Source organism: Halalkaliarchaeum desulfuricum, assembly GCF_002952775.1.
GTDB lineage: Archaea > Halobacteriota > Halobacteria > Halobacteriales > Haloferacaceae > Halalkaliarchaeum > Halalkaliarchaeum desulfuricum.
The window spans coordinates 1,559,152-1,576,592 of record NZ_CP025066.1 but is presented as its reverse complement, the minus strand read 5'-3'; the positions used below and the strand labels follow the sequence as shown (position 1 = coordinate 1,576,592).

Sequence of the window (17,441 nt, the reverse complement as noted above, 5' to 3'; positions counted from 1 at the left end):
TCAAAGCACCGCCGCGGCGGCGAGAAACGACCCGACGTACACCGCAGACGCGATCGGCAGCGCGCGTCCGACCCGGTAGCCGATGCTTGCGGGGTCGAGTCCACGTTCGATTCCGGTCGCGAGTGCAGTGAGCAGGGCAGCCAAAACGAGCACGTACGCGCCGATCACGAGCCCGAGATCGCCGGTCGCGAACGCGGCCTCCGTCGCGGCTGTCCCCTCCTGTTTGGAACCTCCGCCGACTGTCCCCGTCCCGGCGAATGACCCTGACCCTCCGGCTGCGGCGTCGACCGCCCGGATCCGATCGGAGAGCGCGACCGTCGCGCCCCCGACGAGCGGTCCGAACACCGTCGCCGTGTTCGAGAGGGTTCCGGTCACGTCCGAGAGCCGTCCCCGGGCCTCGGTTTCGATCCGGTCGAGCTCCTCGAGGTGGGTCGCCAGATCCAGGATGACGTCCCCTGCGGGGCGGCCGATCCGGGCGGCCACGCCCAGCAATCCCGCGGCCCGCCGAAATCTGGGGCTGGGAACCGTCGCGAGTGCACCGTCCCTCGCCAGAAACGCCGTCCGGACGTCGACGCGGAACGTCTGTCCGTACGCGACTGCGTCCTCGAGCACGTCGCCGGTCGGACCGGTGGCGTCCGCTGCCGCGCGCTCGAGTGCCGTCTCGACGGCGTCGCCCTCGGCGACTCGCTGTCCGATCCGGACTAGCGCGTCCGGCAGACCCTCCTCGACCTCGCGAACCCGTCTCCGGACCGCTTCGACCGGGCGGAACCACGATAGGAGCCCACCCCCGGCACCGACGCCGACCGCTGTGATCGCTCGCGTCCAGTCGGGCGCGACGAGACCGGCACAGAGCCACGCCGCCGCCGCACACCCCCCGGCGACGGCGATCGTCCGGGGAACCGTCCCGGATGCGTCCGGGTGCGCGCTCGTCACCGGCGGCGGTGGAAACGCGACCGGCCGACGCGCCAGGAGCCACGCCCCTGCGGCCAGCAGGCCGATCGGGAGCACGACGAGGTACGCGAGGGCGACGGCCGGCAGCGACACCGGGACGCCCGCCGCCGGCGCGGCCGGGAGCACCCCCACGAGTGCCAACGGAAGCAGGACGCCGAACGCGTAAATTCCGGTTACGGGACTCCGAATTCCGCTGGCGTACGCCGCCATCTCCTCCCTGGTTCCGTCGACGACCGCGTCCATCGCCCGGTCGAGTGCACGCTCGCGGCGCCCTGCGGGCACGGTGGTCGCACTGGCGAGTTGGGCGGCCGCCCGGTCGAGCGCGGGGAAGTAGGGTCGCCAGTCCGCCGCGAACGCTGCGAGCCCCGACTCGGGCCCCCCACGAGCGCGACGGACGTGTGCATCCAGGGCACGAAAGAGTCGTCCCTCGTCGGTTCGGATCGCAAACCGGACAGCCCGTTCCAGCGACGGATCCAGCCGGACTCGGAGCACCAGCAGGCCGACCAGCGCGGTCGCGTCCCCGAGGGATCTCGTCCGGCGGACTCGCGCGAGCCACCGGGGAACGTACTCGACGGTCGTCGACACCAGTAGCCCCGCCGTCGTCCCGACCAGGACTCCCGGCAGAATCCCGAAGAACCTGACTGTCGCCGCGCCGGCTCCCAGGCCGACCAGCACTCCGGCGAGATATCCCGCCCGAACGACCGTTTCGGGGGCGAGATCGCTCTCGAGGAACCAAAGCGCACACCGGAGGGGTGCGTTTTCCTCGTCGGTCCTCTGTCGGCTGCTGTCGCGCGGGCTCACGGAGCGAACCTCCCGGAGTCGAGGTCGGACGGGCGATGGCGGTCGGTCTCCGCGAGGCGTTCGAGCCGATCTGATCGGCGCTCGACTGCGTTCCAGACGTCCGTGTACGTCTCCTCCGACCGGGCGAGCGAGGACAGCAGGTGGCTGTTCCCTCGATCGCAGACGCCGGTCGTCGAGCCGGCGTCTGAACCCTCGAAAAGCGAGACGCTCCGGACGTCGTCGCCGTCTCCACGGATTTCCTCGAGGGCGGAGAGACGATATCTGCCGTCGAGCGTGACGACGGCGTCGGTGGCCGCAAACGCGGACGCCGGGACACCCAGGTCGGCGACGACCCGCTCGCGAACTCCGTCGGCGCCGTCGCCGTGGATCGTTCCCAGGACCGCCTCCCGCTGGGCCCCCACGCGCATCGCCTCGTACAGGGCTGCCGCCTCGGTCCCCCGGACCTCGCCGACCACGAGCGCCCCGTCGCCGAGCCGGAGCGCGGTCCGAACCGCCTCGGTCGGGGAGACCCCACCGCCGCTCTCTCGGGACGTTCCCCGTTCGTTCGCGGTGCCGCCCTGGTCGGCGTGGAGTCGTTGCACGTCTCGGCCGGCCGACTGGAGCCGATCCACGGGCAGTTCGGGCGTGTCCTCGACGACGAGCGTCCGAACTCCGGGGGAGAGTTCCCACAGTAGCGCCCCCAGAAGCGTCGTTTTTCCGCAGCCACGACCGCCGGCGACGAGCAGCGCCGCGCCGCGCTGGACCGCCACCGACAACAGCCCTGCCGCCCGCGGCGGGAGCGTCCCGGCGTGTATCAACCGCGGGAGCGTCCACGGCGTCCGGTCCCGGCGCCGAAGCGCGAACGCCAGCCCGTCTGTGACTGGTGCCGTCGTCGCGGCGACCCGGACCGGATCGCCGCCGATCTCCGTGCTCGCATCCAGCGTGGGATCCGCCCGGGAGAAGCCGCGGCCGCTCTCTCGACGGAGTCTCGACGCGAACGTGGCAGCCGCGGTCGGCGGGAACCAGACGTTCGTGAGGAACCGCTGGCCGTCCCGGAGGAGCCGAACCGGGTTCTCCTCGACGGGAGCGGAGACGAACGCGTCGGTCACGTCCGGATCCGCAAACAGGTCCTCGAACACGCCGTTGCCGCGGGTGTGCTTCCGGAGGATCGCGGCGAGCCGTTCGGCGGGAACGGTCGAGACGCCGTCCCCGTCGGTCCGGTGTTCCGCCGCGTCGATCTCTGCGGCCACCGCGCCGTCGGCCGAGGGACTGCCGTTTTTCCCGGCCGACTGCCGGAACCGATCGCGTGCCGCAACCAGCGTTTCGGCGTGTGCCGGATCGAGCCGCAACGACGGCGGCGTGAGACGGTACAGGGGTGGTGTGTCCGGTCGATCGTACGTCCGGACGACGGCGCCGGTTTCGAGTTCGAATCGATCCCGGAGCGTCGCACCCGTTGGCACCCTGTCGGCGATTCTGGCCCGCGCAATCGACAGTCCGTTAGCCGACGGGAGCGCCTCCTCGTAGCCGTTGATTCCGGCTGCGATCTCCGCGAGTCCGGATTCGGCCGCGATCCGGCTTGCCGGTCCGGCCCGCCCGGTCGCCTCCCTGACGGCGTCGAGTGGGTCGGTCGCGGCCAGTCCGGCGAGCCGATCGTCGTGGTGACTGACGCGTTCGTGAAACCGGCCCGCAGCGAGCAACAGCGCGTTCGCGCCGGGACGATATCGTCGCGTTCTCCCGCGGGCGTGGGTGACGACGACATCGGCGTCCCGTCGAGCGAGCGCCCGAACGACCCGGGCTCGGCACGCCGGGGACCGCTGGAGGTCGCCGTCGCCGGTACACTCGGTGGCGTCGAGGTGGAGTTCCGAACGCCCGCGGAGGCCGGTTCCACTCGGCTCTCGGAACGTGGCTTCACAGCGACAGCCCTGGGAGTCACAGTCGTCACGGTTCCCGGAGAGCCGACCGAACAGCGACATACGTCGGCTGGCTCGTATTCGTATTTAAACGTCGGTTCGGGACGACTTCTCGGGCGAGGAACGACTGGCCGTCGGCGGTGTCTCGGCGGCTCTTCACTCGCCGCCGCGTGCGTCCCAGTAGGAGACCGACGCGACCGCGTCGCCGGCTGCCGTTTTGCCAACGGCCTCGTCGACCGCGCGGAACGGTTTCGCGACCGCGCCCGGCAGGCTCCGGTAGAACCCGTACGGAAACACGAAGTCGTGGGACTCGTGGGCGAGTTCGAGGCCGGCGTCCGCGAGGAGGCTCCGTACGTCCCGCTGCGAGTAGAGCCGCGATCCCATCGGCAGCGCCCAGTTGTACAGCACGCGCATGCTGGGACGTCGGAAAGTGTCGAAGAACACCTGTTCGCGTGCGACCCGTTTGAGCTCCCGGAGGAACGTCACGGGTGTGTCCGCCAAATGGAAAAACCGCATGGCGAAGACGGCGTCGAAGTGATCGTCGGGAAACGGCAACCGGCCTGCGTCGCCGAGCATGAACGAGACGTTCTCCGAGACGTCGGCGTCGGCAGCCTTTTCGCGGCCCTGAGACAGCATCGCCGAGGAGATGTCGAGGCCGACGATGTCGGCGCCCTGGTCGGCGAGCATGACCGTGAACCGTCCGGTTCCGCAGGCGACCTCGAGTATCTCCCGGCCCTCGACGGGACCCAGTGCCGAGAGGACAGCCTGCTTTTCGCGGCGGTCGATCAGGCGGCCGCCGCCGGAGAACCGCTTGTCGTCGTACTCCTGGGCGACATCGTCCGCCTGGTACCACTCCTGTCCTTTCACGGAGGAACCTGTACGCCCGGGGACTAAAATCGTACTGATGACGCCCGGCGCCGTCCTCCTTTCGTGTTCCCCGCGCATATTTGCCACAAAACATAATTGTTTTACATACCTGTTCATAACGATCTATCACGCAGTTCGACTCGTCTCCGCTCGGGTCCTCCGGTCGGACCGTCGTTCGGTCCCGGCCTCGGATAGCCGCGTCTCTACCTTATATCTCCTTATACAATTCGTATTTGTTTTCCCAATATGTAGCTAACCTTTACCACGGCAGATCGATTCCGGTGCTCTATGAGCACTAGTCCGGCAGAAATCAACGACCACGAAACGCTGACCGACACCGAGTTCAGGGATCGTCTCCGCGAGCTCCCGCCGAGCGCGAAGCTCGTCGCGAAGGTGCTGGAGGGTGACTCGCCGCTCTCGCAGGGACAACTCGCCGAGGAGTCGCTGTTGCCCGACCGGACGGTCCGGTACGCCCTCAACCGTCTCGAGGACGAGGGGCTCGTCGACTCCCGGTACAGCTTCAAGGACGCCCGCAAACAGGTGTACTTCCTGACGAACTGACCGCGCCGAATCTCGGCGACACGAACTGCGATCGCGTTCGGCAGACCGCGATCGCGTTCGGGCAGAGATCCACTATTTTAAGTCCGTACCGCTGTTTCGACGGATATGGAGCTTTCCGTGGTCGTGCCCACCCTCAACGGGCGCGATCGGCTGTCGGCGTGTCTGGACGCGCTGGCGGCACACGCGCCGGACGCCGAGGTGATCGTCGCCAACGGGCCGTCGGCGGACGGGACCACGGGGATGGTTCGCGACCGGGACGACGTCGACGTCCTCGTGGAGATCTCTGACCGTTCGGTGAACGTCGCCCGCAACGCGGGGATCGAGGTCGCGAGCGGCGACGCCGTCGCCCTCGTCGACTTCGACCGGCGCGTCACGGACGGCTGGCAGGAGGCGGTCCTCGAGCGCCTCGAGTCGGCGCCGGTCGTCACCGGCCCGTCGCTTCCGATCGACCGGGAGGCGCCGGCAGTCGACGGGCCGGAACACCGTCGGATCGCCGGGCGGGAGGTCCGCTACTTCACGAGCGGGAACGTCGCGTTCCGACGCGGCGTCCTCGAGGTGCTCGACGGGTTCGACGAGTATCTGAACGTCGGCGGCGCCCGCGACGCGGCTCACAGACTGGCCGGTCTGGGACACGAGATCGCGTGGAACGAGCGGATGTCGGTGGGCCACGAGCCGCTGGCTGAAGGCGGGCACGACTGGCGGGAGAAGTACCGCGCGCTCGGGTACCGTCTCGCGAAGAATTACGGTGTCAGACCGGGGGTTGTACGCACCCTCGTCGGAGAAGCGCTGTGCGACGCACGGACGTCCTTCGAGGAGGTGATCCGTGGAGAGGGGGCTCCCACCGCGTGGATCGGAAACGGGTGGCGCGTCGCGAGGGGCTCACTCGAGGGCTCGACTGACGGGATCGTCGCCCGGGCCCGGGATCGATCGCCGTCGCGAAATCCCCGGGGACTCTCGGTACGACACGACCGCGCGGTCGCGCTGTACGATCGACGCGACGGGCGCGTCGAACGGTGATCGCCGTCCGTTCCGGGTTCAAACCGGATATTCGGCGTCCTCGTCGACGACGTGATCCGGTTCGGGTGGCACGTTCCAGTCGGTCGTCAACTCGAGAAACTGCACCAGCATTCGAGCGGTGGCTCCCCAGACGGTGTACCCGTTCACGTGGAAGAAGTGGAGACGAACGTCGCCGTGACGCGGGTGTTCCCGGCGCTGTGACTCGTAGTTTCCGCGATCGGTGAGTCCCCTCACGGGGAGCGGGACGATCTCGGCGACCTCGTACTCGTCGGGATAGTACTCCCTGTCGGGGATCCTGCCGACGAACGGACGGACGGCGTAGCCGCTCACTGTCTCGATGTCGTCGAGCCGACCGACGATTGTCGGCTCCTCCGGCCGGAGGCCGACCTCCTCGCGGGCCTCCCGAAGTGCGGTCTCCCGGAGGCTCTCGTCGACGGGTTCGCGTCCTCCCCCGGGGAAGCTCATCTGACCCGGATGTTCGCCGAGGTGTTCCGCCCGCTTGGTGAACAGGAGCCACGGCTCCCTCTCCCGGAAAAACACCGGGACGAGAACGGCGGCCTCCCGTGCCGTCCCGCCGACCTGGACGGGCTCGTGACGGCTCACCTCCGCCAAATCCATACGCTCAGTTGGCGCCGGAATACAATAGCTCTGTGGGACGTTCCCGCCCGGTGGAAGCCGAAATATTCACGATAGGGAGGCTCTCGAGGGAGATCACTCCGAGGGGCCTCATTCCAGGGCGCGTTCGATATCCGCTCGCACGTCGTCCGTGTCGACCCCGGCCCAGACGTCCACGTCGAAGCAGACGTCGAGCAGGGTCTCGAGCCGGTCGTCGTCGCCGTCGGCGGCAGCGCGGGCGGCCTCGCGCCGGAGTCGTTTTTCCACTGCGGTCGCGACCACCTCCCGATCGATCGATCGCTCCCTCTCGACATCGAGGATGTGGGGAAGGTCTGCGGCGCCGTCCGGGAGCCGCGGAAACGCGGTTGGCCCGACCGCGAGGTGTGACTGACTGTACTGTGTCTCCTGTTCCGTGTCGCTCGTGGGCTCGTATTCGACACTGACGAGAGCGAACTCCGAGACGGCGTCGTCTATCGCCCGGTCGACGGCGTCACGCTCGATCGACTCGCCCCGCTTGAAGGCGAGTTCGGCAGCCGCGTCCGCGAGTTCTTCCCGCGTCAACGCGGTGAACATGTCGACGATCCCCGCGATGGCGTCCGGTTCGAGGAACTCCCGGTCGCTGTCGGTCGTTGCGCTGTCGTCGCTCACGTCCGGGCGAACGGCCCCCGCCGGCAAAACTGGTCCGGTCGAGCGAGAACGTTCTCGATCACCAGTTCGACCGAGATCACGGGAGCCGTCCGGCGCTTTCGAGCGCCGCCAGAACTATCACAACGACCAGGAGCCCGGAGAGGAACACCCCGAAGACGGCGTCGTAGGTGAACCCCCGTTCCACGAGCGCGCCGACGACGGAGGCGCCACCGGCCTGAGCCAGCATCATCGACGCCGAGTAGAACGCGTACGCGCTCGCCCGGGACGCGTCCGGAAGCGTGTCGAGCAGGTACGTGTCCATCGCGGGGAATAGCGAATGGATCACGAAGCCGAGGACAGCGGAGACGGCGATAACGACGAACAGCCCCGAGGTCATCGTCAACGCGAAGACGCTGACGAGAAACGCCGCGATCACGCCCAGAATGTATGGCACGTGCGGCAGTCGGTCGGCGAGTCGACCACTCACGAGGAAGGCCGGCACGCCGGCCGCGAAAAGCACTGTGAGGAGGTTTCGCGCAACGGATTCCGGCAACCCCTTCGCGAGCATGTACTGCTCGTAGAAGTTGAACATGCCCTGCCAGACGAAGCCGACGGTCCCCAGCATCACGACCCCGGTGACGATGATCCGCCACTCCCGACGTGCGGCACCGAAGAAGTCACGGTCCTTCGTCCCCGCGTCGGGGAGGTCGGTTCGTCGTGCGGCCAGAAAGATCAACAGCGTGATCGTCGCGGCGGCGATCCCCGTTCCGTAGAAGACGAGCCGCCAGTCGTACACGACCGCGACGGAGACGATCGGCGCCGCAAGCACCGCGGCGAACTGGCTCGCCATCCCGTGGACCCCGATCACTCGACCGACTCGTTCGGGAAACAGTTCGGAGATCAGCGGGTTCGCGGAAACGAAGTAGGCGCCCGACGCCAGCCCCATCGTGAACGCGCCGGCCATCAGCGCAGGGACGGTTGCGGCGGTCGCGATGAAAAACGACGCTGCGGTGAGAACTGTACCGGCCCCCAGTACCACGTAGTGGCGCGGCACTTTCGTCAGGAGGTAGCCGGTCGGAAGCCGGGGGGAGGCGCTGCCCACCCACGTCAGTGTGACGACGAGTCCGATGGTGCCCTCCCTGACGCTGAAAACGTCCATGAACTCCCCGACCAGCGGCGCGAAGATGATCCGCGCGAAGTTAACGAGGAACACCAGCCCGCACAGCGTCCCGAACAGTCGAACGCGTGACACACCCGTCGTACCGCCGCGGCGGCTACAAACCTGTTGAATCCCGACGACCGAACAGGGTATTTAACAGCCCCGGCGTCGAACCCTCCCACATGAAGTCGACGCGAAAAGGGCTCCGGGAAGGGGAACTGTTCAAAGACAACTACGAGCGGCTCAAATGTGCGGAGTGTGAAGAGGTGTTGGACCGCAGGGACGACCCCGACGAGCTGTTCGACGTCAGATCCTGTTCGGAGTGCGGCCGGTCGTGGAAGGACATTCGCTGAGCGCTCCCGGCCCAGATCGACTCCCGTTCCCTCCGGCGTTTTTCTTCGGTGTATTCCTCCATCGTTTTTCTTCGGTGTTTTCTTCCGGCGTTGCAATCAGTCGGTTTCCGGTTCGGGGTCGGTTCGGATTGCCCCGGCCGCGGCGTCGACGACCGCCGACGGCGACAGCGTCGTGTCAGCCCACGTCGGCAGACGCGCGTCCGGCCCCGGGGGACGGATTCCGTCTGCGTACGTTCGGCTCTGTTCGCGCTCGGCGTCGGGATCGTACGCCAGCCCGTTGAACGCGGCGTCGGCGGCGTACTGTTCGACGAGGCGGTCGGCTGCCTCCCGGTAGGCCGTCGAAAGCGCAGCGTAGTCGACGTCCACGCCGTGATCGTCCACGGCACGAAACAGCGCTGTCCCCACCTCGAGAGCCATCGTCGAGAGCCCGCGATCCCCGGTCACCGGGTGGTGGTCGTGTCTGTGGAACCCCAGATCGACCTGGGCGCTGTGACGCGACCCGGCAGCGCCGAAGGCCTCGCCGAGCAGCCCGATCTCGAGCCCCCAGCGACGCTGGAGTCGCACCCGGCGGGCCAGGTCGGCGGTGAGGGCGAACTCGCCGGCGAGCGGATACCGGAACGCGGCGAGATACCGGACGAACGGGTGGTGGTGTCGCGTCTCGAGCGCCCTGATAAGGGGGGCGACGAACAGCCGAGTCAACCGTCCGTACAGCCGACCGTCCTCGACGCGGGCGTAGTATCCCTTCGCGAAAGAGTATCCCATTCCCAGGGGTGCAAGAAGCCGTGGGACGTGGTTGCGGGAGTACGTCGTCGCGTCGGCGTCGTGGACCGCGACGTACTCGGCCCGGGAGGCGGCGACGCCGAGTCCGAGCCACACGTCCCGTCCTTTCCCGTGATCTCCGTCGATGCCGTGCTCTACAAGCGTGGCCTCGAGGGCGTCGGCATCACACCACAGCACCGTCGCCGACAGATCGAACGAGCGAACCCACTTCCGGAACCGCTCGGCGACGTCGCCCGGCGCTCGCAACGGAACCACGACCTCGACGGGATCGACGGCCGACAGGGCTGTAAAGACGTGTTCGGGGGTCACCGACTCGATCCGGTCGCCGGCGATCGGGACGACGACAGCGGACTCGGAGACGGGCGCGTCGGGCGTCGCGTCGGCGAGGTCGTGCAGGGTGGTGACCTGATCCTGTATGTAATCCATCAGTCGGTTCTCGCCTCCGTCTCCTCGATTGCCGCGTCCGGATCTGTCCCCCACCTCGCATCGCGCTCGCCGAACTCGTGGCCGATCAGCGCGGCGTCGCGGGTCTCGGCCACGTCGTGTGTCCTGACGACATCGGCGCCCCGCTCGACGGCCATCGAGGTCGCCGCCAGGCTCACCGGAAGCGCCTCCTCGGTCGATCGATCGGCGACGTGTCGAAGGAAGTTCTTCCGGTTGATCGACACCAGCATCGGCCGTTCGAGCCCACGAAACTCCCCGAGACGGCGGAACGTCTCCCGGTCGTCCTCGATCGTCTTCTCCTCGCTCCAGCCGCCGAACGCGGGATCGACGATGGTTTTGTCGGTCAGCCCGTTCTGTTTCAACGCCTCGTACACCCGATCGACGTAGTCGGCCTGCCGTTCCCACTCGGGCGACCGCGCCTGCGTCCAGTCGACGTCCGTGACGGCCCCCGGACGGGCGAGGTCCGGCGGGCTCGCCATCTTGCAGACGGCGACGTCGTGTTCGCGACACACCTCCGGCATCTCCGGATCCGCGAAGCCACAGACGTCGTTGACCATGTCGAATCCCCGGTTCAGGGCGGCGTCGGCCACCTCGGAGTACCGCGTTTCGATCGAGAAGACGGCGTCGCCGCTCACCGATTCGATCGCCTCGATGGCGGCGTCGAGTCGGTCGAGTTCCTCGTTCGCCGTGAGCACGTCGAACCGCTTGTTCGCGGACTCGAGCCCCACGTCGACGATGTCGGCGCCCTCGTCGATCAACTGTTCGTCCACGTATGCGGCCGCCTGTTCCGGATCGTCGTGAACGGAGGGATCGTACGGCGACTCGTCGCTCACGTTCAACACGCCCATGATCCGCGGTGGAAATCTGTCGCCGATCGGGAGGCCGGCCGCGTGGACCGTTCGCATGAGTGGTATGTGGTAACGAACGGATTAAGTGTTGACGATCCGGTGGATCACGGTGGTCGGTCATACCCCGACGCGTCCGGAGGTTTATCAGTGGTGCCGCACCAGCCGTCCCCGGATCATGTCGACGCACGAAAACGGGTCCGAACGCGGCCGAGTCGAAGGCGGAACCGACGGGATCGCAGACGAGATCGCGAAACTGGAGTCCCGCGTGGCCGAACTCGAGGCGGCCACCGAAGCACTTCGGGGCTACGCGGGGAGCGTTCGAAGTGTCGATCGGGAGGTCGAGCGCCGGGCGGATCTAGCGCTCGCGACCGCAGAGCGGCTTCAACGACGGCTCGACGAGGAGTGAACCCGTGCGGCCCGTGGTTTCGATCGTACTTGCGGTCGCGCTCGTCGGGGTCGCCACGGGGGCGCTTTCGACGACGGAGCCGGAGCGCTCTGTGACGCAACTCGAGGGCGAGATCGACCGGCTCGAGCGGGCCGCCGCGGGGCTCGCGTCGTCGTCGACGGCGGCCGGCGGGATCGATCGAGCCGGACGCGTCCCCGCGACCGTGACGGTTCCCGACGGCGGGTTCGCGAGCGCACGGATCGATCGCGTTCGCATCGGCTGTCCGGTTTCGGTTCCGGTGAGGGAGTGTCCGCCGGTGCAGGCGAGCTATCGTCTACCGGACGGGCAAGTACGGCAGCTCCCGGCCGACGGTCCACGCCTCAGAACGCTCGACGGGCCGCTCGTGCTCGGTCCCGGGAAACACCGGTTGTCTCTCGCGTACGTCCGGATCGGGGACGGTCGGCCCGCCGTGATCGTCGGTCGACGCGGGGGCGAGGGCTAGATGCTAGAGGTCCTCTTCGATGACTTCGCCGACCGCGAAGTTGGACTTGACCTCGGTCACTTCGATCTTGACGCGTTCGCCGACGTCGGCGCCGGGAACGATGATGACGTAGCCTCGTTCGACGCGGGCGATTCCGTCCCCCTGTTTCCCGAGATCCTCTATTTCGACGTAGCGGATCTCGCCCGGTTCGACGGGTGGCTGCGGGCCATCGCCGCGGTCGGCAGTCGAAGACTCGGACGGTTCGTCGGTTTCTGCCTGTCCGGCGATGAGCGCGACCCGGTAGGTGTCCCCTGCCGAGAGCGACCCGGTCTCGATCTCGCGACGGGGTACCTCGATGACGTAGCTGTCTCCCTTCTCGCGCAGTTCAGCACTGAACAGACAAAGCAGGTTATCGGAGATTTCCATAGCAGACCTCTACCGTTCGCGTGGGCATCGTTCCTAATAGTTGTACCGCCGCAGAACCGACCGGAAGCCTCGTTATGAGCCGCCCGTGGAATCGAACCCGTCGAGGCCGAGAAGGTGGTCGTCCGCTGCCAGAGCAGACTCGAGCCGGGCGACGCTCGGCTTTTCCGTCCGCTCGGGGTTCGCGCGAACGCGGACCTCCTGGATGCCGATCGGAACGAACCCGAGTTCCAGTTCCGTCGCGGTCGCCCGGAGCCCGAGCCCGACGTCGGCGTCGCCGCCGGCGACCGCCCGGGCCGGACTCTCGAACGCCCGGGATTCGAGCCCGTAGCCGTCGATCGCGTCGATGGCTTCCTCCCGGTCGATCCCGCGTTCGTCGGCGAGCGACTCGATCTCGGCTTCGAGAGCGGTTCGCAGCCCGGCGTCGCTCGTCCGGTTGCGGAACCGGAGCTCCCGTTCGATGAGGTCCACGAGTCCCTGTACGTCGTCCGGGTTGTTCCGGGGGACGACCAGTCCCCATTCTCGCGTCCATCCGCCGAGGTCGACGGCCTCGACCGACCGGCGCACCGGGCCGGCGGTCACGGCCACGTCCGGCAGCCCGTCACGGAGCCGCCGAACGCCCTCCCGTGTGCCGACCGGGAGATACCGCGGCCGGTCGAGCCCGTCCAGCAGCCGGTTGAGCGCTGGGTCGTCCTCCCCGACGCCCAGAAGCGTCGGCGGGCGGACGTCCGGGGAGAACAACTCGACCTCGACGCGCTCGCCGGCGTCCAGGTAGTCCGTGTCGGGATCGATCGCAACCACCCCGTCGGCCTCGACGAGGCTCGTCGTCGCCCCCGAGCCCTTGTCGACCGGGTAGACGAGAGGATATCCATCTCCCACCACGGTTTCCGTGTCCCCTCCGGCCTCGAGCAGTCCGACCGGGAGGAAGCGGAGCCGTCCTTCGCCGTGACGCTGTTCGACGGCCAGCCGGCCGGAGACGGTCGCGGTTTCCGGCTCCGGGAGGCCGGCGGCCTCGCGCAGCGCCGGGGCGAGGAACGTCCGGAAGATGGTCAGCGCCGAAACGGGGTAGCCGGGAAGCCCGACGTAGGCGGACTCGCCGCCGTCCTCGCGGTCCAGCCGCCCCACGAGCATCGGCTTGCCCGGCTTGACCGCCACGCCGTGCAACAGGAGCTCCCCCCGGCGTTCGATCACCCGATAGATGACGTCGACGGCGCTTGCGGAGGTCGATCCCGAGGAGACGACCAGGTCACACTCGTCGGCCGCCCGCGAGAGCAGCCGCTCCATCTCCTCGTAATCGTCGCCGACGTGTGGATACAGCTCCGCGCTTCCGCCCGCCTCTTCGACCGCCGAGGCGATCGTGTAGCTGTTGACGTCGTAGATCTCCCCACGGTCGTCTGAAAGCGGCTCGCCGGGTCTGACGAGTTCGTCACCGGTCGAGACGATGCCGACCGTCGGCCGACCCCGGACGGGGACTTCCTCGACGCCCAGCGCCGACAGCAGTCCGATCTCCCTGGGCGTGAGCCGCGTTCCGGGCCCGAGCGCGCGTGCGCCGGCGGCGATGTCCGCGCCCGCGAGCATCACGTGATCGCCAGGGGCGACGGTGGTCCTGATCGCGATCCGGTCGCCGTCGCTGTCGTTTTCACCCTCGCCGTCGCCTTCGCCGACGGCATCCGCCGGATCCGTCCGTTCGACCATCACGACGGCATCGGCACCGTCGGGCATCACCGCCCCGGTGGAGATCTCGACGCAGGTGCCCGGATCGACGCTCACGTCCGGCTCCTCGCCGGCGTGGACCTCGCCGACCCGAGCGAGCACCGCCGGCTCCGCCTCGTCGGCGCCGAAGGTGTCGCGCGCACGGACGGCGTAGCCGTCCATCGACGCCCGGTCGAAGCCCGGAACGTCGCGTCCCGCGTCGATCCGTTCTGCGAGCACCCGCCCCCGGGCCTCCGTGAGGGGGACTGACTCCGGTTCGCCGGTCAACTCGAGCGACGCGATCGCCTCCCTCGCCGCTTCGGGCGTCGCGAGGTCGCGGAACTGCTTTCGGTCGCTCACTGTGATCCCTCCCACACCTCGACAGTCACGACCTCGCCGGCGTCGAACCCCTCCACGGGTTCGGGGACGACGACCCAGCCGTCCGCAAGCGCGACCGAGGAGAGCACCCCCGATCCCGAGGCGCGGGTAGGTGTCGCCGCGAACGACGGGTTCTCCCCGTCCTCGCTGCCGGTGTCGTCGGCGTTCCGGTCGTCCGGATCCACCTCCAGCCTGACCCGGGCGAACGTACGGGTTCCGGGCTCGCTGGGGATCTTACGCGTCAGGCGTGCAGTCCGGGTCGGATGAGGCGGCAGCGGCATCGCGCCGACGTCTTTGAGCACCGGCCGGAGGAACTGCACGGCGTTGACGATGCAGGCGACGGGATAGCCGGGGAGCATCACCACCGGCGTGTCCTCGACGGCGCCCAGCGCCACGGGATGGCCCGGTTTGAGCGCGACGCCGTGGACCAGCACCTCGCCGATCCCGTCGACGACGTCGGGAACGAGGTCGCGTTCCCCCACCGACGAGCCGCCGGTGGTGACGACGACATCGTGATCCAGATCGCGTTCGATGGCGTTTCGGAGGGCGTCCTCGTCGTCGGTGACGATTTCGCGGTAGGTCGCGTCGCCGCCCCACCGTTCGGCAAGGCGGGTGACGGTGAGGCCGTTCGTCTCGATCACCTCGCCCGGTCCCGGATCCGACTGCACGAGCTCCTCGCCGGTGGGGAGCACGGCGACGCTCGGGTGTTCGTAGACGGTGACTTCCTCCAGGCCGACGGACTTGAGCAGGCCGAGATCGGATGGCCGGAACCGGTGGCGCGGCTCGTAGAGGGTCTGTCCCTCGGCGACGTCCTCGCCGGCGTCGCCGACGTTTTCCCCCTCCGCGACGGCGTCGAACACCTCGAGTTCTTCGATCTCGTCGTCGCCGTCGAAGTCGAGCTCCTCGACCTGTTCGATCATCACGACCGCGTCGGCGCCCGCCGGGAGGTCGCTGCCGGTGTGGACGCGTGCGGCTTCCTCGGGGCCGACGCGATCCTCGGTCGGAGTGAGCACGCTCGGGGACCGTTCGGAGGCGCCGAATGTGTCACGCGCCCGGACGGCGTAGCCGTCCATGGCCGCCCGATCGTAGCCGGGGACGGGGTTGGGTGCCGTGATCGTCTCGGCGACGGTCCGTCCGTCGGCGTCGGCGACGGCGACGCGTTCCGTCCGGCTGTGCGGCGTCGCGGCCTCCCGGATCGCAGCGAGGGCGTCGGCGACCCGGGTGCGGTGTTTGAACCCGGACTCCTGTCGGTCGTGGGTCATACCTCGGGTTTTGTCGCAGGCGGTAAAAGGCTGGCCGGTTCACGACTGTAGCCGGATCGAGCTTCCGAAGTACTTGTGAAACACCTCCTCGACCGAGTCGGCGTTGAACGTCCCGAGGTCCCGCCCGATCTCGGTTTCCATGGCCTCGCGATACGCCTCGTCGCACTCGAACTCCCGGAAGGTCACGTCCTCCACCGGAACGTCGAGCCAGTCGCTCGCGAGCTCACGGGCGTACGCGTCGTCGTTTACTTCCCCCCGCCACAGCGCGTTCCGGAAGAACAGCCAGCCGTCGGCGCCGGGCGGCTCTGCGGGCAAGCGAACGATCGTCTCGAACGTCTCCGGCTCCGTCCGCACTCGCCGGGCGTCGAGCCGAAACCGAACCCGGAAGACGTACTCGGCGTGCATCGCTGGCGTCCGTCAGGCACCGCCGCCGAACTCGTCTTCGAACAGTTCGTCGAACGCCTCCGAGAGGTTCAGATCGCGCTCGGTGATCCCCCCGGCGTCGTGGGTCGTAAACCGCACTTCGATCTCCTTGTACCGGATCACCATCTCCGGGTGGTGGAACTCCTCTTGTGCGATCTCGCCGGCCTCCCCCGCGAACGCGACGCCTTCGAGGTAGTCGTCGAAGCCGTACTCGCGAACGATCTCGTCGCCGTCCCGCTCCCAGCCGTCGGGGAGTCGACGCCGTATCTCTTCGTCGGAAAGCAGTTCGGGCATGGTGGATGCACGTTGTGCGACTGGTTAACAGTTTTCCCGGGCGTTCGGTTTCCTTCCCTTCGGCTTCGTTCCGTCGACGGACCGATTGGTTCCAGAAGGCACATATTCGGGGCGGTCGCAGGAGGGTACATGTTCCGCGGCCTCCGGAAGCGACTCGGAGGGGGGCGCCTCTCCCGATCCAACGTCCGAAATCGGCTGCTTCGGCCGTTCGAGCGGACGTACGAGCGCGCCTACGAGCGGTTGCTCCGTCGGGAGATCGACGAGGTGCCAACCCACGTGGCGGTTATCCAGGACGGGAACCGGCGGTACGCCCGAGAGCAGGGGGCCGAGGCGCCAGAGGGACACCGGGCCGGGGCGTCGACGACCGAGCAGGTGCTGGAGTGGTGTGAGGAGCTCGGGATCGAGGAGCTCACGCTGTACGCGTTTTCGACGGAGAACTTCGAACGTCCCGACGAGGAGCTGGAGCCGCTGTTCGACCTGCTCGCCGAGAAGCTCCGGGAGTTCGCCGACGCCGAGCGAGTTCACGAGACGGGCGTCCGGATCCACGCGATCGGCGATGTCGACCGGCTTCCCCCGCGGGTGCAAGACGCCGTCGAGTACGCCGAGCGTCGGACCGCCGGCTACGAGGAGTTCCGACTGAACGTCGCGCTCGCGTACGGCGGTCGCAACGAACTCACCAGGGCTGCCCGGGAGATCGCCGCGGAGGTCGACGACGGGACGCTCGCTCCCGAGGCGGTCGACGTCGCGGAGATCGAACGGCGGCTCTACCGGGAGCCGGTGCGGGAGGTGGACCTGATCGTGCGGACCGGCGGCGACGAGCGAACGTCGAACTTCCTGCCGTGGTACGCGAACGGCAACGAGGCGGCCGTCTACTTCTGTACGCCCTACTGGCCGGCGTTCTCGAAGCCCGACTTCCTGCGGGGGATCCGGACCTACCAGGCGCGGGAACGTTCCTGGCGGCGAAACCGGGTCGAACGGGCTGGGACGCTGGTCCGGGCGATCGCGGTCGTCGAACTCGCCGAGGCGCGGTCGCTCGTGGGGCGGCTCCGGGAGCAGCTCCCCAGGAGGGAGGCAGAGGAAATCGAGAACGCCCTCGGAGAGGACGACGCTACTGACGTCGCAGACTGATCGGCGTTTCGGCACCGACCGAGCCACACCGCCGGCTGCGGCGACCCGAACCGACGCGTCCGA

18 protein-coding genes and 1 pseudogene are annotated in these 17,441 nt (G+C 68.3%); 6 read left to right on the top strand and 13 right to left on the bottom strand.

What is annotated here, in order from left to right:
- From AArcSl_RS07745 to AArcSl_RS07735, 3 genes are all read right to left on the bottom strand, one after another.
- Complete coding sequence (locus tag AArcSl_RS07745; protein ID WP_119817304.1) at positions 1 to 1,752, bottom strand: type II secretion system protein; 1,752 nt, start codon at positions 1,750 to 1,752, stop codon at positions 1 to 3.
- The gene (locus AArcSl_RS07740) at positions 1,749 to 3,704 is read right to left on the bottom strand and encodes an ATPase, T2SS/T4P/T4SS family (protein ID WP_119817301.1); all 1,956 of its coding nucleotides are present in this window, start codon (positions 3,702 to 3,704) and stop codon (positions 1,749 to 1,751) included. Before AArcSl_RS07740 ends, AArcSl_RS07745 begins: the two co-directional genes overlap by 4 nt.
- Before the next feature lie 93 nt (positions 3,705 to 3,797).
- Positions 3,798 to 4,508 (bottom strand): class I SAM-dependent methyltransferase, encoded by a 711-nt coding sequence (locus AArcSl_RS07735; protein WP_119817298.1) that lies wholly within the window; start codon positions 4,506 to 4,508, stop codon positions 3,798 to 3,800.
- A gap of 288 nt (positions 4,509 to 4,796) precedes the next feature.
- Between AArcSl_RS07735 and AArcSl_RS07730 the strand changes: the two genes are divergently transcribed.
- Together AArcSl_RS07730 and AArcSl_RS07725 are read left to right on the top strand one after the other, a co-directional pair.
- Entirely contained in the window at positions 4,797 to 5,069 is a 273-nt protein-coding gene (locus AArcSl_RS07730; protein WP_119817294.1) for a winged helix-turn-helix transcriptional regulator, read from the top strand.
- Positions 5,070 to 5,174: 105 nt separating this feature from the next.
- A complete protein-coding gene (locus AArcSl_RS07725; RefSeq protein WP_119817291.1) occupies positions 5,175 to 6,086 on the top strand; it encodes a glycosyltransferase family 2 protein in 912 nt (303 codons plus the stop codon).
- A gap of 18 nt (positions 6,087 to 6,104) precedes the next feature.
- Here the strand turns inward: AArcSl_RS07725 and AArcSl_RS07720 are convergent, their stop codons facing one another.
- From AArcSl_RS07720 to AArcSl_RS07710, 3 genes are all read right to left on the bottom strand, one after another.
- A complete protein-coding gene (locus tag AArcSl_RS07720) occupies positions 6,105 to 6,704 on the bottom strand; it encodes an NUDIX hydrolase (RefSeq protein ID WP_119817288.1) in 600 nt (199 codons plus the stop codon).
- A 108-nt stretch (positions 6,705 to 6,812) separates the two neighbouring features.
- The gene (locus AArcSl_RS07715) at positions 6,813 to 7,349 is read right to left on the bottom strand and encodes a DUF7109 family protein (RefSeq protein WP_394337318.1); all 537 of its coding nucleotides are present in this window, start codon (positions 7,347 to 7,349) and stop codon (positions 6,813 to 6,815) included.
- A gap of 76 nt (positions 7,350 to 7,425) precedes the next feature.
- Positions 7,426 to 8,580, bottom strand: coding sequence for an MFS transporter (locus tag AArcSl_RS07710; RefSeq protein WP_119817285.1), 1,155 nt, complete (start codon positions 8,578 to 8,580; stop codon positions 7,426 to 7,428).
- 89 nt (positions 8,581 to 8,669) lie between these two features.
- Here AArcSl_RS07710 and AArcSl_RS17055 point away from each other — a divergent pair, with 89 nt between their 5' ends.
- Positions 8,670 to 8,840 carry an HVO_0758 family zinc finger protein gene (locus tag AArcSl_RS17055; protein WP_193588511.1) on the top strand — a complete coding sequence of 57 codons (171 nt, stop codon included), beginning with the start codon at positions 8,670 to 8,672 and terminating at the stop codon, positions 8,838 to 8,840.
- Between the two features lie 96 nt (positions 8,841 to 8,936).
- Here the strand turns inward: AArcSl_RS17055 and AArcSl_RS07705 are convergent, their stop codons facing one another.
- Both AArcSl_RS07705 and folP read right to left on the bottom strand, forming a co-directional pair.
- Positions 8,937 to 10,046: a glycosyltransferase family protein gene (locus AArcSl_RS07705; RefSeq protein ID WP_119817282.1), complete on the bottom strand. Its 1,110-nt coding sequence runs from the start codon at positions 10,044 to 10,046 to the stop codon at positions 8,937 to 8,939.
- A gap of 62 nt (positions 10,047 to 10,108) precedes the next feature.
- Positions 10,109 to 10,969: pseudogene (gene folP, locus AArcSl_RS07700) on the bottom strand (dihydropteroate synthase); the annotation flags it as partial.
- 118 nt (positions 10,970 to 11,087) lie between these two features.
- Here folP and AArcSl_RS17050 point away from each other — a divergent pair.
- Positions 11,088 to 11,318 (top strand): DUF7310 family coiled-coil domain-containing protein, encoded by a 231-nt coding sequence (locus AArcSl_RS17050; protein ID WP_119817276.1) that lies wholly within the window; start codon positions 11,088 to 11,090, stop codon positions 11,316 to 11,318.
- A 13-nt stretch (positions 11,319 to 11,331) separates the two neighbouring features.
- Positions 11,332 to 11,799 carry a DUF7311 family protein gene (locus AArcSl_RS07690; protein WP_154670804.1) on the top strand — a complete coding sequence of 156 codons (468 nt, stop codon included), beginning with the start codon at positions 11,332 to 11,334 and terminating at the stop codon, positions 11,797 to 11,799.
- Positions 11,800 to 11,802: 3 nt separating this feature from the next.
- Here AArcSl_RS07690 and AArcSl_RS07685 read toward each other — a convergent pair whose 3' ends face one another.
- From AArcSl_RS07685 to AArcSl_RS07665, 5 genes are all read right to left on the bottom strand, one after another.
- Positions 11,803 to 12,204 carry a TRAM domain-containing protein gene (locus AArcSl_RS07685; protein WP_119817270.1) on the bottom strand — a complete coding sequence of 134 codons (402 nt, stop codon included), beginning with the start codon at positions 12,202 to 12,204 and terminating at the stop codon, positions 11,803 to 11,805.
- A 72-nt stretch (positions 12,205 to 12,276) separates the two neighbouring features.
- Positions 12,277 to 14,253 (bottom strand): molybdopterin biosynthesis protein, encoded by a 1,977-nt coding sequence (locus tag AArcSl_RS07680; protein WP_119821816.1) that lies wholly within the window; start codon positions 14,251 to 14,253, stop codon positions 12,277 to 12,279.
- On the bottom strand, positions 14,250 to 15,533 hold the full coding sequence (locus tag AArcSl_RS07675) for a molybdopterin molybdotransferase MoeA (protein WP_119817267.1): 1,284 nt from the start codon (positions 15,531 to 15,533) through the stop codon (positions 14,250 to 14,252). The genes AArcSl_RS07680 and AArcSl_RS07675 overlap by 4 nt, the downstream gene beginning before the upstream one ends.
- Before the next feature lie 39 nt (positions 15,534 to 15,572).
- Positions 15,573 to 15,938 (bottom strand): LWR-salt protein, encoded by a 366-nt coding sequence (gene lwrS, locus AArcSl_RS07670; RefSeq protein WP_119817264.1) that lies wholly within the window; start codon positions 15,936 to 15,938, stop codon positions 15,573 to 15,575.
- Between the two features lie 12 nt (positions 15,939 to 15,950).
- Positions 15,951 to 16,250: a 4a-hydroxytetrahydrobiopterin dehydratase gene (locus tag AArcSl_RS07665; protein WP_119817261.1), complete on the bottom strand. Its 300-nt coding sequence runs from the start codon at positions 16,248 to 16,250 to the stop codon at positions 15,951 to 15,953.
- Between the two features lie 195 nt (positions 16,251 to 16,445).
- On the opposite strand from AArcSl_RS07665, the gene uppS reads away from it, so the two are divergent.
- The gene (gene uppS, locus AArcSl_RS07660) at positions 16,446 to 17,378 is read left to right on the top strand and encodes a polyprenyl diphosphate synthase (protein WP_394337323.1); all 933 of its coding nucleotides are present in this window, start codon (positions 16,446 to 16,448) and stop codon (positions 17,376 to 17,378) included.
- Positions 17,379 to 17,441 lie beyond the last annotated feature (63 nt).